Here is a 14,796-nt window from a genome sequence, read left to right on the forward strand (position 1 = left end):
CCATATTTTGCGGACGTGGCTCAGCGGTAGAGCATCGCCTTGCCAAGGCGAGGGTCGCGGGTTCGATTCCCGTCGTCCGCTCCATTATCCATTCGGCGCTATAGCTAAGTGGTAAGACAAAGCTTTGCAAAAGCTTCACTCCCCAGTCAAATCTGGTGGCATCTTTACTACTCATTATGGATTACATTATGCGCCCTTAGCTCAGCTGGATAGAGCGTTTGACTACGAATCAAAAGGCCGGGAGTTCGAATCTCTCAGGGCGCGCCATTTTCTTAAAAAATGCATAATATCGGGATGTAGCTCAGCTTGGTAGAGCACCTGGTTTGGGACCAGGGGGTCGCATGTTCAAATCGTGTCATCCCGATACTGTTTTGCGGGTGTAGTTCAATGGTAGAACTCCAGCCTTCCAAGCTGGTAGCGTGGGTTCGATTCCCATCACCCGCTTTTTGCTATAGCGGATTCTTGTTGCCTCAGTGGTGACACCTTATAAATAAAGAGAGCCTGTCTGGGGACAGTGCTCTCTCTTTTTTTATTTATGCTGCTGTATCTTTACACAGGAATGGTCAGTTGGATGGAGGTCCCCTGTTCCGGTGAAGAGGTTACGCTCATCCATCCTCCTACTCCTCTGGCTCGTTCCTCCATGCTGAACAGTCCTACGCCTTCCCCTTGGGATTGCTCAGAGAATCCGATACCTTCATCCCAAATAGTCACTTGTATGGCCTCACTCTGATCCTCTACGTTGACATGTGCCTCTGCTACGTCTGCATACTTGGCCACATTCGTTAAAGCTTCCTGTACAATCCGATAAATAGCTATTTCTTTACGGATATCAAGGCGTTTACGCAAATTACATTGAAAATGTACCTCAATTCCGTAATGAGAACAATAGTTTTCAATATAGGTCCGTATGGCCGGTACGACGCCCAAATCATCCAGAACCGACGGACGAAGTTCCCATGCCAGTCCGCGGACATCCTTAATAATATCAGTCACCTGTGAACGCAGCTTTTCCAAAGCAGGACTAGGCTGTTCAGTAAGCTGACTATCCAGTTGAATAATCAGCGCAAACAAGCTTTGCCCAATTCCATCGTGAAGCTCTCTTGAGAAACGCTTTCGCTCTTCCTCCTGTATTTGCATCACTTGCGTCATCATCGTCTGAAGCTCAGCCTCTACTTTTTTTAGTTTGGTTACCTCGTTACGGATCGCCAAATACTGATAGGGCTTACCTTCTTCGTCCATGGACGGAACGATGGTGGTATTCACCCAATAATAGGTGTTGTCTTTGGCCCGATTACGTATTTCTCCCTGCCATACCTCGCCTGAACGAATTGTGGTCCACAGGTTTTTCATAAAGGCAGGGGTATGATAGCCCGAATTAATGAGGCGATGATCCCGACCGATCAGCTCTTCACGACTGTATTGCGAAATCTCGCAGAACTTGTCGTTGACGTACTGAATAATGCCCCGGTGATCGGTCAAAGCAACGATAGAGGACGTATCCAACGCAAATTTCAGATTGGATAGCTGGTGAAGTGAGTTACGCAGTGCATGGAGAAAAGGGGATTCCGGTATATGTGCTTCCAAATCATCCAGCAGCTTATCTGCCGACTCGCCAAAAGCATGCTGGAGCAAAGGATTAGAAGGTTCATTCATAATGCAGCAGCCCCTTTTTTAGTGCAAATTTGACCAGCTCGGGCCGTGTTTTCAGGTTAAGCTTTTCCATCAGGTTACTTTTGTGGGATTCAACAGTTTTGACGCTGATCACTAGGCGCTCGGCAATTTCCTTGTTTGCGTATCCCTTGGCTACCCACGAAAGAATTTCCTTTTCACGTTCAGAAAGGGATTCATACGGGCCGGCTATACCTTCCTTTTTGATCTTATCCAGATATTCACTCATTAGCCGTTTGGTTGCATTCGGGTACAGATAGGCGCTACCTTCAGCCACAGACTGAATGGCAGCAAGTAATTCCTCGTGAGGTGCGCTTTTTAAAATATATCCAGAAGCTCCGGCCTGAATGGCTCGGAACAGATATTCTTCATCGTCATGCATCGTTAAAATAAGCACTTCCGTATCGGGCAACTGTTTTTTTAATTCAGTAGTTGCCGTAAGACCGTCTTTGCCAGGCGGCATACTAAAATCCATGAGCACGACATTGGGCTGTAACTCTATCGCTTTGCGAATCGCTTCATCTCCGTCCGCTGCATCTCCTACCACCTTAATGCCGTGTTTGCCGTCCAATAGGGCCATAAGGCCGGAACGTACGACTACATGATCATCCACTACAAGTATACGAATCAATTTGTCATCCCCTCGAACGGTAGAACCGTACGTTTTATCATCATCATAGCAAATTTTAGGGATTCCAATCAACATAGACAGTTAGGTACAGTTATATTTCGTAATATCTACGTCTCATTTTCTATAAAAATGCCATTAATCTTATAGAGTAAGAGTGTGGGCACATAGCTGACCAAGCTGTTCGGCGACTTGTGTGGCCCGTGAGACGTCGGAATCGGTGAACACTCTCACATCACGATTACCGAGAAGCAATACACCGTTCGGCAGATCCCCTGTGCTGGAAAAGGGAATAGCCACAGCAGAGTGAAGCTGCTCCGCCAGCATTAACGCACATTCCTGACGCAGACGTATGCTACCAGACAGCAAAGCACTTACGGTCACGGTACGCCCCAAACGAACAGCCATCCCGGCAATACCATGTCCTACCTTAAAAGAAATACGCCGATAGCGTTCGCTGCGGCTGCCGGAGGCATAATACCATTGCAAGCTACCGCCCGGCTTGGACATGAGCGCAAGTGCTGTGAAATCCACGTAGATATGATCCCTCAACTGATCCAGTGTTTTGCGCATTTCATCCGTTATTTCTAGCATAGAAGACACATCCTTTTTCGTAACAAAACTGTAGCTCTAACTTATTGTAGTTCCAGCAGTTAAAAAAGTAAGTCAGGGAACCCCCTGATCTATAGGTACAGGAAACACTGACTTTTGAACATGCGGGGGGAAGGAGTAGGTGGAATGCCGATAAATGAGGCTCTGCTCGATGGCGGGAGTGATATTTGTCACAGCGAATCAGGGAGTAGGAAGCTGTAAAATCAGGTGTTCTCCTGATAACAACTGATGCGTCAAAACATTATGATATAGATATCAGGTAAACACGAGGAGGACAACAACATGCAAGCCACTTGTACGGAACGGTTTGGGAATGAAGTGGAACGCACGGGAATTCAGCTTTTTTTGACTGAGGAACATTTTGGGCTGCTGAAGGATATCATGTCCTGGAAAAAGGTAAAGGCGGGAATTACGCTTTTTAGAGAGGGCGAAGAATCGGAGCAGCTATATTATATACATTCGGGGCATGTTAAGCTTCGCAAGTCGACAGAAGACGGAAAAGAATTGATTTTGACCATTCAGCATCAAGGTGACTTGATTGGGGAATTCAGCGGGATAGATGGAGAAGAGTATAGCTGCACTGCAGAAACAGCCGATGCCTGTGAGTTGGGCGTCGTGCGTGTTAAGGATCTGGAATCGCTTCTGACCAAAAATGGAGCGATGGGGCTTCAATTCATTCAGTGGATGGCTATGAAGCAACGAATTATGCAATCACGGTTTCGGGACTTGCTGCTGTATGGTAAAACAGGTGCATTAGCCTCTACGCTAATCCGGGCGAGCAACACTTGTGGTGTAGCAGTGAAGGATGGCATTTTACTAAATATGAAGCTGAGTCACTCCGAGCTGGGCGAAATGATTGGAGCGACACGGGAGAGTGTGAATCGGATGCTAAGCATGTTGAAGGAGCAGGGTACGCTTGATACGCGGGATGGCAAAATAGTCATTCATGACCTCAAGGTACTGCGCACGATGTGCTGCTGCCCTTCGTACGGCCAATGCGCGCATGAAATTTGCCGACTCTAAAATATGAACATAAATAAGGCGGAATCCCTGAGGATCCGCCTTATTTATGTCTTCTGACAATCTGCACTCATACATTATCAATATTTTGCATAATTCGATTCCGAACGCTTAAAGGCACAATATATAGACGAACTCAATCATTTCGATCTTTATATTGCTGATATGGAATCGCTCCTGGAATTTATGCAAAATGCTCCATTTATAATATAAAAAAAGCTAACCAACGCCGTATAGCGGTCAATTAGCTGGGGAGTCGATTATTGATCTATTTCAACCTGTTCTGTCTGGAGGACACTTAAGGCTTGAAGTTTACGTGTAATTTCCTTTTGCCACTTTACATCTCCGACTTGTACCGCAAGATTGAGAAGATCCAAATAATCATCAATATGCAGGGAGGTTCTACTAAAAGCTTCTTTCACTGCGGTCCTGCCTCCTTTGGAGTCCAAATATATTTTCTTTAATAATGAGAATCATTATCACCAATTGAACTTATTTATATTATGCCTGTGTTCGAGATAAATTGCAAGTTATGATACGAATGAATTTTGAAGCGCACGAATGAGGGCTTAAAAAAACAAACCCTTCTCCTTAAGTTCACACATTGTTCACTTCTTTTCTATAGAACATAATGAAAAGAACAAACGGGTATTGAGTATTCACCGAAGGAGCCATTCGCACAATGCTTCAACAAGAGGAGGAAAAGGAATATGGGCAGAACAAAAATGAAAGCGCTATCTATTTTGGTGACAAGCGCCTTGGCATTGACGCTGACAGCTTGTAATAACGGACAGAGCGCAAGTTCGGGGGACTCAGGAAGCAAGGGGGGAGACGCGGTAAGTAAAGAAGTGACAATCACCTTCCAGAACATTAATCCTGATCCTAGCACTCCTTCCTACAAAATGATAAAGGAAATTGTAAGTCAATATGAGCAGAATCATTCGAATGTCAAAATTGAGCTGGATTCGCTGAATACAGATCAACAAAAGTTAAAGCTCAAAACACAGGCAGCGGCGAAGGAAGTTCCAGATATTACGATTGTAAATCCGGCCGCACAGATGAAGCCCTTCGTGGATGCCGGGCTGCTGGCTCCTCTGAACGATGTGGCGGATAAAGATGGCTTAAAGAATACATTCCAGGATGGACTGCTCGATTATTATAGCTTCGATAATAAGCTGTATGCTTTTCCAGACGGCAACAATATAGAAGTGGTGTTTTACAATAAAGAGCTGTTCAAGCAGGCGGGAATTCAAAAGCTGCCGACCACCTTTGATGAGCTGATCACGGCGGTCAAGGCGCTGAAGGGAAAGGGGATTACCCCGATTGCGATTGGGGAAAAGGATTCGTGGACCGGATCACTCCTTTTCATGAATATTTTGCTGCGTACGAATGAAGGACCGAATTTCCTCAAGGATGTGCTGGACGGCAAAAAAACGTTTAATGATCCGGCCTTTGTGGAGGCGGTGGATGCATTTCAGGAACTGGTGCAGGCAGGGGCTTTCCCGGATGGAGCTACGTCCATTGACTATAATGCGGGTGGCAATATTTTTAAAACAGGAAAAGCTGCGATGTATATCATGGGCACTTGGGAAACAGGATCTATAGATGCCTCTTCGGTAGCAGGCAAGGTGGGCGCGTTCCAATTCCCGACGGTGAATGGCAAGGGAGATGTGAATGAGTATGTGATTGCGCCGGGCAGTGCGTTTGCGGTATCGGCGAACAGTGAGCATTTGCAGGAGACAAAGGATTTTCTGCACTATTTTATTACAGAGATGCCGAAGATCCAGTTTGATCTGAAAAATGCGATTGGCAGCGGTCAGAAAATGAAAGGTGATTTGAAGGAAGCGGGCTACTCCGAGCTGGCGATTAACCTCAATGAGCTGTTCAAAAATGTGAAAGGCGGCGACCTCGCATTTGATAATACGATGAATCCAGCTATCGCGCAGGCGCATCTGAGCAGTATTCAAAACCTGTTCGTGCAAAAAGAAGACTCTGCACAAGTTGCCAAGGAGCATCAGAGCGCTTTTGAAGCGAACAAATAGTTGTAGCTTAACAGGGGAGGGACACATCAGTTCCTTCCCTAATTTGGGATAACCATGAGCTGCGCATCTTTAGAAGATGTTCAGAAAAAACATAAAGGAGATGGGAGCATGAATGTATTGAAGGTGCCGGCACGCACTATTGCCGTATTTGTGCTGCCCTGCCTGCTGCTGTACACCTGTATGGTGTTTGTTCCGATTCTGGTGTCGGTGTACTGTGGACTGCTGGACTGGAACGGAATATCTGAGGCAAAGTTTGTGGGGCTGGCGAATTTCGAGCGAATTTTTACAGCCGATCCGGTGTTCTGGCCGTCTGTGAAACGGACGATGATGTTCGCTGTGTTTTCCATGCTGGAAATTCCGTTCTGCCTGCTGCTGGCTATTTTGCTTAATCGCTATGTGCGTAAGGCGAATACGCTGGTTACGATGTATTTTCTGCCGGTCATTCTGTCGGTGGTTATTATCGGGCAGCTGTGGAAGACGATTTATAATCCGGCCTCGATGGGTGGGATGCTGAACGGTATTTTGATGTCGGTCGGGCTGGAAGGCTGGACACGCTCATGGCTGACAGAACCGCAGATTGCTATGTACGCTCTCTATTTTGTATCGTTGTGGCAGTATTTTGGCTATCATCTGCTGATTCAGTTTACCGGGGTGCAAAATATTCCGAATGAACTGTACGAGGCAGCCAAAATGGATGGAGCTGTAGGGTTTAAAGCAGACCGTTATATTACGCTGCCGCTCATTGTGCCTATTTTTAAAATATCCATTGTATTGGCCTTTATCGGTTCTTTGCAATCGTTTGATCTGATCTGGGTGATGACGGGTGGAGGGCCTGCTCATGCAACGGATACGGTGTCTACGTATATGTACAACATGTCCTTTTTGTCCATGAAATATGGATATGGCAGCGCATTGGCTTCGTTTCTCGTGATTATCTGTTTGTCATTTACAATTGTGATAAATTTTGTTTTCAAACGAATCGAAAATAAGGTAAGCTAAGGGGGATGAAGCTGTGAACACCATGAAAAAAACATTGGTCTTTTCCTTGCTGACGGTCTTGATTGTCACGCAGCTGTACCCACTCTTCTGGCTGCTGACCTATTCGTTGAAGACGAATGAAGAAATTTTGAGTGCAAGCTTCTTTGCCCTCCCTCAAGTGCCCCAGTGGCACAACTATCAGGAAGCTTATGAATCAGGGAGCTACTTGCGCTATTTGGGAAACAGTGTGCTGGTGACCGGGGTTACGATGCTATTCGTCATTTTGCTAAGCTCGATGACTGCTTATGCGATTACGCGTTTTCGCTGGCGCTTCGGGGCTGCTGTGCTGACCTTGTTTCTGATTGGAATGATGATTCCGATGCAGGCAACGCTGCTGCCGCTGATGGTGATGTTCAAAAACATCAACATTCTCAATACGTATTTCTCGCTAATTTTACCCTACATTGCTTTTCAGACACCGATTGCGGTTTTCATCCTGTCCGGCTTTATGCGGTCCATTCCCCACGAGATTGAAGAATCCGCTTACATTGATGGAGCGAGTATTTTTCGTATTTTTCGCAGTGTGATCTTACCCATCTCCATTCCGCCGATGATGACGGTATGTATTTTGACCTTTATTAATATCTGGAATGAATACATTATGGCTGCCACCTTTATCTCGTCCGAGAAGCTAAAAACACTCCCTTTCGGTGTCTATACATTCGTCAGCCAGTATTCTGTGAATTACGGCAATATTGGCGCTTTTCTGGTCATGGGGGCCTTACCGGTTATTATTATTTATTTTGCCTTGTCCGAAAAGATTACCAAGGGCATGGTAGCGGGGGCGGTTAAAGGGTAGGCGAGCGATTCGAAAGGAGCGCACGGAGGTATGATGCGCCGTTTTCAGTCTATTCACCACCGCTTGTTTATTCTTTTCCTGTTGAGCATGTCCGGTATTGTGCTGGCGATCAGTCTGTTATTTTATAACCGTACTACAGTACAGTACCATGATAAGGTCAGCGAGCTGGCACGTAAAAATGTTTCCCAAACGGCAGGACTGTTCGAACTGCTGCTCAGCAGCTATAACAGTCTGTCCAAATCGATCAGCAACAATATGGATTTGGTTCGTCTGCTAACGACGGATATCGGGGATTTACCCGCCGTCAATTACATCAATGAACGTACAATCACCAATATTCTGGGAGCTATCTATTACTCGCGGGAGGACCTGATTGGCATTCATGTCATCACAGACACAGGCAAGGTATATAACTACGGGAATTATATGAATGTTATTGATGCCGATTACGAACACGCTGAATGGTATAAGGAAATTCGAAAGTCAGCGGGCAAAATCGCGTGGCTGGGCGTTTATCCTCACTCTGTCATTGACCAGGTGGAAACCAGACCCGTGTTTGCGTTCGGGCGCCAGCTCTATGATCTGGATGAGCATAAGCCGATTGGTATCGTCCTGTTTGAAGCTGAACCGCGCTCTGTTCTGTCCGCACTCCATAATTTGCGGCTGGGTACCAATAGTCAGGTATATCTGGTAGGCCATAAAAATCGGATTGTGTCGGCTACTTCCTCTGAACCGCCACCGGATCTGCAAAGTCTGGAGCAGCAGGTACCTGAGGAGGATGTCATTGTAAACCGGAGTAATGAGAAGGTTGTAATCGCTTCCAAGTTGCCGTTTGCCGATTGGTCGGTCATTAGTGTGACCCCCAGCGGGGATTTGAACGTGGAGCTGGTGCAAAATCAAAGGTATTTGCTCATCGTGGTGCCTGTACTAATTATTTTATCCGCGCTGATTGCCTCCATCGTCTCCAGACGTATTTCGCTTCCGCTGAAGCGGGTCATTCGGGAAATGAAACGGGTAGAGACGGGGAATTTCCGCCATACGGTGGAGATTGAATCGTATGAGGAAATCAACCAACTGGCGACATCCTTCAACCATATGGTAAGACGGATTGCGGAGCTGATCGAGCTGGTTCGCATATCATCGGTCAGTGAAAAAAATGCCGAGCTGCACGCGCTCCAGACCCAGGTAAATCCCCATTTTCTGTATAATACGCTGGATATGATCTATTGGATGCTGGATGAAAAGGGGCAGGATCAGCTCGGGGAAGTGGTGCTTTCCTTATCCCATATGTTCCGCTACAGCAGTCATTGGGAGGAAGGGACCGATGTCAGTCTGCGTGAAGAAGTGGAGCAGATCGGGCATTACCTCACGATTATTCAGGCACGGCTGGAAGGCAGGGTATCCGTAGATATCAGTATTGATGAGCGCTGGATGGGTATTCGTTTGCCGAAAATGACCTTACAACCGTTGATTGAAAATGCGGTCAAGCACGGATTGGAACCTCTTCATGCGAATACAGGCGGCAAGCTGCTCGTCAGGGCAGAGGAATATGACGGTGTTTTAAGCCTGCATATTATGGATAACGGCGGAGGTATGGAGTACGAACGATGGGAGGTGGTTCAGGTTGCTTTGGCAGAACCCGGCAAGCAGACGGGCAGCGGGCAGGCGGGAGGCATCGGCCTGCAAAACCTAAATTTACGGCTACGGCACATGTTCGGAGAAGAGTACGGCCTACGGATCTCTAGCGCACCTGGGGCCGGAACGACAGCCACTGTAAGTGTGCCTCTGCCACAGAAGGAGGAGAAACATGAATATTCTGATAGCTGACGATGAAAGTATGATTCGGCAGGGGATTCGGCGCACCATTGGCCAGGCTCTGCCAGCCTGCGGCATTCATCTCGCTGCTTCCACCGAGGAAGCAGCAGGCATTCTGGCGGAGCATCCCGTGGATATTGTATTGACCGATATTCTGATGCCCGGTATGGATGGTCTGGAATTCATGCGCATTTCCAAGCGAAAGCATCCTCACCTACAGTGGGTCGTTATTTCGGCCCATTCCGACTTCCAATATGCACAAAGAGCAGTAAAGCTGGGTGCCAAAGACTACCTGTTAAAGCCGATCGGCAAAAAAAAGCTGCTGGAATGCATTGAAATGCTGGCGGCCGAAGCACTTGTCGCTTCACAGCAGGCGAACGAGGGCAAGCTTCTCAAGTCCAATATGGTCTATTTGCGTGAAGCTGTTTTTCAACGCTATGCACTTGGACTGGATACTGGGAAGCTCGATATACAGCCGTTTGTGGAAAATTATCCGGAGTTTCATCTCTTCATGGTTCGTATGGAGCCTGATCACAAGCAGACGCACCTGGAGCATTTTATGATTGAAAATGTACTATCCGAGCTGATTGAGGCAGGCGGCAGTGGCTTTGTCGTCAGTCTCGACCGCCATAGCCTGCTGGGCATTGCACGGCTGCGGGATGAGGCAGAGGCGGCACGGCTGGAAACGTTGCTCGAATCCCACTTGAAGCGTTATGTGAAGGTACAGTTACAAATTACGCGTTCGGGGGTTCACCACAATTTTGCGTCCATTCCCGAAGAAGTGGCACGGCTAAGACGAACGCCCGAGGAGATTGCAGCCGCGGCAGTGGACGCCGGAGAATGTCTGCGCAAAGGCATGCATACGGTGGATGTGGCGTTGCAATATATCCGGTCGCATTTTACAGAGGAATTGTCGTTGGAGAAGGTGGCTTCGGTCGTCTTTTTGAATCCGGTGTATTTCAGCCAGTTGTTTAAGCAAAAAACCGGACAAGGCTACAAGGATTACGTTATTTGCTTGCGAATGGAGGAGGCAAAGCGGCTGCTCAGTGATCCTCATCTTCGGCTGGCTGATATTTCCGAGCGGATTGGCTATCAGGACATGCGGCATTTTACACAGGTATTCCGGCGCAAATGTGGAATGACTCCGACCGAGTATCGGCATCAGGGAGTCAAATAAGGCGGCAACAACAAAGGAATGACCGAGGTTCATCCGGCATAGGGCTGTTTCATGAGTAGAGTTGTAGAGAGCATCTACTCGGGAGCAGTCTTTTTCGTGTGTCCAGCTTGGAGCTGTTCAACCAATTTGCGAGCCGCATTGGATAAATAACGATCCTTGCGCCATACGACGGCAGGCCGGGTAAAGGGAAACGGCTCCTTAATGGAGAGCGTGCGAAATCTGTCCCCATATTCTTGTCCCAAGCCAGCGTCTGGAATGATGGTAATCCCCATGCCTGTGGATACGAGCGAGAGAATAGTCGATATTTCAGGACAGTCCAGTACGACGCGCGGAGTAAGATGGTGTTCCTGAAATTTGCGGATGACGGTTTCGTATAGCCCGTGTCCTTCTGTTCGGCGTCCCAACAAGAGGTCATAGCTGGCTGCTTCCTGTAACGTAATTTCACCACTCGGATGGCGATCTGCCCATTCACATGGAAGTACTGCAACAAAAGAAACGCCCTCCAGTTCAATCGTATGGTACGAGTTGTCGTTTACCGGAAGCAGCAGCAGAGCCAGATCGACTTTATTTTGATGCAGCAGTTCCTCCAGATGATGTGTGTCTCCGTGTCCTATTTTAACGTATACCTCCGGATAATTCTGATGAAAGCGTCTGAGTTGTTCGGTAATCAGAGACATGCAGGCCGATGAAGTGCCTATGGACAGGGTGCCGGTTACGTTGCTTTCGAACTCTCCAATTTCTCTACAGGTATCCTCCATTTCAGCCAGTAATCGTTTGGCGCGGGTGTATAGTGCATATCCGGCCTCGGTGACCTCCCACTTCTTTCCTTCCCGGTAAATCAGCTTTACCCCAAGCTCGTCCTCCATATTTTTGAGCTGCTGACTCAGCGGAGGCTGGGCCATGTTGAGCGTGCGTGCGGCTTTGGTGATTTGCCCTTTCTCCACAATGACGCAAAAGTAATGCAGATGCTTCATATCCATTGGGGGTTTCCACCTCATTTCTGAACAACGCTTCGATTTGAATACTTTTAAAGTATGCATTACATATATTATATATATTTTTCGTGTGCAAGGAACAGGCGTATAATTTTTGACAGTGATGCATTGGTGAACATACAACGATGGGGTGGAAGGAGGGGACATATGAAGAAAATCATTGTAGGAATATCGGGAGCGACAGGGTCGATCTTCGGTATCCGTATATTGCAACAATTACGGGAGGCCGCAGTGGAGAGCCATCTGGTGTTATCCCCGTGGGCTATTGCGAACATTCCCTATGAGACAGGCTACACGGTGAAGGAAGTGGAGGCCATGGCGGATGCAGTTTATTCGTATAAGGATCAGGCTGCGCGTATTTCCAGCGGCTCCTTCCGGGTAGATGGCATGATCGTCGCTCCTTGCAGTATGAAGACGCTCGCCTCTATTCGTATCGGTATGGCGGACAACCTGCTCACCCGATCAGCGGATGTAATGCTGAAGGAGCGAAAGAAGCTGCTGCTCATGACCAGGGAAACACCATTAAGCAGTATTCATCTGGAAAATATGCTGGAGCTGTCACGTATGGGCGTGATGATCCTGCCGCCGATGCCTGCCTTTTATAATCATCCTGCAAGTATCGAGGAATTGGTGGATCATATTGTTTTTCGCGCATTGGATCAGTTCGGTATTGTCACTACCGCAGCTAAGCGCTGGGATGGAATGAAGCAGGCTGACTCCAGACTGCACCAGAATTGAGAAAACGGAAGACAAAGGAGAATGAATGATGGCTTATAAAGACTTTCGCGATTTTCTGCATACTTTGGAAAAGGAGGGACAATTGCTTACGATCAGCGATGAAGTAAAGCCGGAGCCTGACCTCGCAGCAGCTAACAGAGCGTTAAACAATATGGGGGATAAGACGCCTGCCCTTTTTTTCAACAATATCTATGGATATACGGATGCTCGTATTGCAATGAATGTGATGGGCTCCTGGCCTAATCATGCCCTCATGATGGGAATGCCAAAAAACACGCCGCTCAAGGAGCAGTTTTTTGAATTTGCCAGACGCTATGAACAATTTCCGGTGCCCGTGAAGCGGGAAGAAACCGCTCCTTTTCATGAAGTCGAGATTACAGAGGATATTAATTTGTTTGATATTTTACCGTTGTTTCGTTTGAACCAGGGAGACGGAGGGTTTTATCTGGATAAAGCGATTTTGGTGTCACGCGATCTGGATGACCCGGACACCTATGGCAAGCAAAATGTCGGCTTGTACCGGATGCAGGTCAAGGGCAAGAACCGTTTGGGTATCCAGCCTGTACCGCAGCATGATATTGCGATCCATATCCGTCAGGCTGAGGAACGCGGTGAAAATCTGAAGGTCGCTATTGCTCTCGGATGTGAGCCTGTGATTACCACGGCTGCTTCTACGCCGCTGCTGTACGATCAATCCGAGTATGAGATGGCGGGCGCCATTCAGGGTGAGCCTTACCGTGTGGTCAAAGCCAAGGATGCGGATCTCGATCTGCCTTGGGGAGCCGAGGTTATTCTGGAAGGTGAAGTGTTAGCGGGTGAGCGTGAGTTTGAAGGTCCATTCGGTGAATTTACAGGTCACTATTCCGGCGGCCGCGCGATGCCAGTCATTCAGATTAATCGTATATATCACCGTAAGCAGCCTATATTTGAGCATTTGTACATCGGGATGCCTTGGACGGAAACGGATTATATGATCGGTGTGAATACAAGTGTACCGTTGTTTCAACAGCTCAAGGATGCATTTCCTAATGAAATCGTAGCCGTTAATGCCATGTATACGCATGGGCTGGTCGCTATTATTTCCACGAAAACCCGTTATGGCGGCTTTGCGAAGGCTGTGGGAATGCGTGCGCTAACGACTCCGCATGGATTGGGATATTGCAAGCTGGTGATTGTGGTGGATGAGGATGTCGATCCGTTCAATCTGCCGCAGGTCATGTGGGCCTTGTCCACCAAGCTGCATCCGAAGCATGATGCTGTCATTGTGCCGGGCTTGTCTATTTTACCGCTTGACCCCGGCTCTGATCCGGCAGGTATGACGCACAAAATGATATTGGATGCGACGACACCCATAGCACCGGATATTAGAGGCCATTATTCGCAGCCGCTCGATTCCCCGCTCGGTGTAGCGGAATGGGAAAAAAAGCTGAGCCAAATGCTTCGTTAAATATTTTTGAAAATATAGAAAGATTAAAGGAGTGCTGACAGATGCATATTTGTCCCCGTTGTGAATCTAATCGTTCGGAGGTTGTTACCCGTTCGCCAGTGAAAGGTGCCTGGGAGGTCCTGCTGTGTCCTGTATGTATGTTCACATGGCGCACCTCGGAACCGGATAGCATTACTGATCCGGCAAAGTATAAATCAGCGTTCAAGGTGAACCCCCAAGATATTCCGAATGCCGCCCATGTCCCTCCTATTCCAGAGCGGGTACAGGGTCGTTCGTAAGCAGCCGTAAATTATGGTACTTTGAAGATATAGGCCAAATGTAAAGGGGATTATACTTCATGCAGACACCAAGGATCGGTAAGGAGCTGTTCTCGCTGCTGGATGGCAAGGGGCTGGAAAAAAAGCAGCATGAAGCGATGATGCTGCTGACGGTCACTGAGGATCAGTGGCCGCATATTGCAATGATTAGCGTGGGCGAGGTTGTAGCGCTGGATGAGGGAAATCTGCGTCTGGCACTATGGCCGGGCACGACTACGACGGGCAACATGATTCGTACCGGGAAGGCGACACTGGCGGTGTTCATCGGCGGGAAGGCGCATTATGTCCGATTGTCGCTGGAACACCTGCCAGCTTTGGCCGGGGCCAAGTATGTACGCGAACGGTTTGCGGCACGGGTTTTCGCAGCCAGAGAGGATTCTGCTCAATATGCGGATATCTTGACAGGTGTCACGGTTCGTCTCAAGGAGCCGGAATCGGTGGTAAATCGCTGGAACGAAACAGTGGCAGAATTGTTAATGTAAAGCCATCGGGTTATGACA

At 47.9% G+C, this 14,796-nt stretch carries 15 protein-coding genes and 4 tRNA genes; 14 read left to right on the plus strand and 5 right to left on the minus strand.

Going from position 1 to position 14,796, the window contains the following annotated elements:
* Nucleotides 1-9: 9 nt before the first annotated feature.
* The 4 genes from C1I60_RS08390 (at nt 10) to C1I60_RS08410 (ending at nt 444) form a co-directional block, all read left to right on the plus strand.
* Nucleotides 10-84: transfer RNA gene (locus C1I60_RS08390), tRNA-Gly, on the plus strand.
* A gap of 106 nt (nt 85-190) precedes the next feature.
* Nucleotides 191-267 (plus strand) — tRNA-Arg (locus C1I60_RS08400).
* A gap of 23 nt (nt 268-290) precedes the next feature.
* Nucleotides 291-364 (plus strand) — tRNA-Pro (locus C1I60_RS08405).
* Between the two features lie 9 nt (nt 365-373).
* Nucleotides 374-444: transfer RNA gene (locus C1I60_RS08410), tRNA-Gly, on the plus strand.
* A gap of 105 nt (nt 445-549) precedes the next feature.
* On the opposite strand, the gene C1I60_RS08415 is transcribed toward C1I60_RS08410, so the two are convergent.
* From C1I60_RS08415 to C1I60_RS08425, 3 genes are all read right to left on the minus strand, one after another.
* Nucleotides 550-1,653 (minus strand): PAS domain-containing sensor histidine kinase, encoded by a 1,104-nt coding sequence (locus tag C1I60_RS08415; RefSeq protein WP_137061310.1) that lies wholly within the window; start codon nt 1,651-1,653, stop codon nt 550-552.
* Nucleotides 1,646-2,299: a response regulator gene (locus C1I60_RS08420; RefSeq protein WP_014279401.1), complete on the minus strand. Its 654-nt coding sequence runs from the start codon at nt 2,297-2,299 to the stop codon at nt 1,646-1,648. The genes C1I60_RS08415 and C1I60_RS08420 overlap by 8 nt, the downstream gene beginning before the upstream one ends.
* A gap of 141 nt (nt 2,300-2,440) precedes the next feature.
* Nucleotides 2,441-2,890 (minus strand): GAF domain-containing protein, encoded by a 450-nt coding sequence (locus C1I60_RS08425; RefSeq protein WP_137061311.1) that lies wholly within the window; start codon nt 2,888-2,890, stop codon nt 2,441-2,443.
* A 300-nt stretch (nt 2,891-3,190) separates the two neighbouring features.
* Between C1I60_RS08425 and C1I60_RS08430 the strand changes: the two genes are divergently transcribed.
* Nucleotides 3,191-3,931, plus strand: a complete 741-nt coding sequence (locus C1I60_RS08430; RefSeq protein WP_137061312.1) for a Crp/Fnr family transcriptional regulator — start codon at nt 3,191-3,193, stop codon at nt 3,929-3,931.
* Between the two features lie 257 nt (nt 3,932-4,188).
* On the opposite strand, the gene C1I60_RS24420 is transcribed toward C1I60_RS08430, so the two are convergent.
* Entirely contained in the window at nt 4,189-4,350 is a 162-nt protein-coding gene (locus C1I60_RS24420; RefSeq protein WP_170970762.1) for a lysine-specific demethylase, read from the minus strand.
* Between the two features lie 288 nt (nt 4,351-4,638).
* Here C1I60_RS24420 and C1I60_RS08435 point away from each other — a divergent pair, with 288 nt between their 5' ends.
* The 5 genes from C1I60_RS08435 (at nt 4,639) to C1I60_RS08455 (ending at nt 10,799) form a co-directional block, all read left to right on the plus strand.
* Nucleotides 4,639-5,970 carry an extracellular solute-binding protein gene (locus tag C1I60_RS08435; protein WP_137061313.1) on the plus strand — a complete coding sequence of 444 codons (1,332 nt, stop codon included), beginning with the start codon at nt 4,639-4,641 and terminating at the stop codon, nt 5,968-5,970.
* 108 nt (nt 5,971-6,078) lie between these two features.
* Complete coding sequence (locus C1I60_RS08440; RefSeq protein ID WP_137061314.1) at nt 6,079-6,969, plus strand: carbohydrate ABC transporter permease; 891 nt, start codon at nt 6,079-6,081, stop codon at nt 6,967-6,969.
* Nucleotides 6,970-6,982: 13 nt separating this feature from the next.
* A complete protein-coding gene (locus C1I60_RS08445) occupies nt 6,983-7,807 on the plus strand; it encodes a carbohydrate ABC transporter permease (RefSeq protein WP_137061315.1) in 825 nt (274 codons plus the stop codon).
* 30 nt (nt 7,808-7,837) lie between these two features.
* Complete coding sequence (locus C1I60_RS08450; RefSeq protein ID WP_137061316.1) at nt 7,838-9,634, plus strand: cache domain-containing sensor histidine kinase; 1,797 nt, start codon at nt 7,838-7,840, stop codon at nt 9,632-9,634.
* Nucleotides 9,615-10,799: a response regulator gene (locus C1I60_RS08455; protein ID WP_137061317.1), complete on the plus strand. Its 1,185-nt coding sequence runs from the start codon at nt 9,615-9,617 to the stop codon at nt 10,797-10,799. The genes C1I60_RS08450 and C1I60_RS08455 overlap by 20 nt, the downstream gene beginning before the upstream one ends.
* Nucleotides 10,800-10,873: 74 nt before the next feature.
* On the opposite strand, the gene C1I60_RS08460 is transcribed toward C1I60_RS08455, so the two are convergent.
* A complete protein-coding gene (locus tag C1I60_RS08460) occupies nt 10,874-11,779 on the minus strand; it encodes a LysR family transcriptional regulator (RefSeq protein ID WP_137061318.1) in 906 nt (301 codons plus the stop codon).
* Nucleotides 11,780-11,941: 162 nt separating this feature from the next.
* On the opposite strand from C1I60_RS08460, the gene C1I60_RS08465 reads away from it, so the two are divergent.
* The 4 genes from C1I60_RS08465 to C1I60_RS08480 are packed head-to-tail and all read left to right on the plus strand — an operon-like array spanning nt 11,942 to nt 14,778.
* Nucleotides 11,942-12,532 (plus strand): UbiX family flavin prenyltransferase, encoded by a 591-nt coding sequence (locus tag C1I60_RS08465; protein WP_137061319.1) that lies wholly within the window; start codon nt 11,942-11,944, stop codon nt 12,530-12,532.
* A gap of 28 nt (nt 12,533-12,560) precedes the next feature.
* Nucleotides 12,561-13,979: a non-oxidative hydroxyarylic acid decarboxylases subunit C gene (locus C1I60_RS08470; RefSeq protein ID WP_137061320.1), complete on the plus strand. Its 1,419-nt coding sequence runs from the start codon at nt 12,561-12,563 to the stop codon at nt 13,977-13,979.
* Nucleotides 13,980-14,020: 41 nt separating this feature from the next.
* A complete protein-coding gene (locus C1I60_RS08475) occupies nt 14,021-14,257 on the plus strand; it encodes a non-oxidative hydroxyarylic acid decarboxylases subunit D (RefSeq protein ID WP_025685903.1) in 237 nt (78 codons plus the stop codon).
* A 59-nt stretch (nt 14,258-14,316) separates the two neighbouring features.
* A complete protein-coding gene (locus tag C1I60_RS08480) occupies nt 14,317-14,778 on the plus strand; it encodes a pyridoxamine 5'-phosphate oxidase family protein (RefSeq protein ID WP_137061321.1) in 462 nt (153 codons plus the stop codon).
* Nucleotides 14,779-14,796 lie beyond the last annotated feature (18 nt).

The organism is Paenibacillus terrae, from assembly GCF_005217525.1.
GTDB classification, from domain to species: Bacteria; Bacillota; Bacilli; order Paenibacillales; family Paenibacillaceae; genus Paenibacillus; species Paenibacillus terrae_C.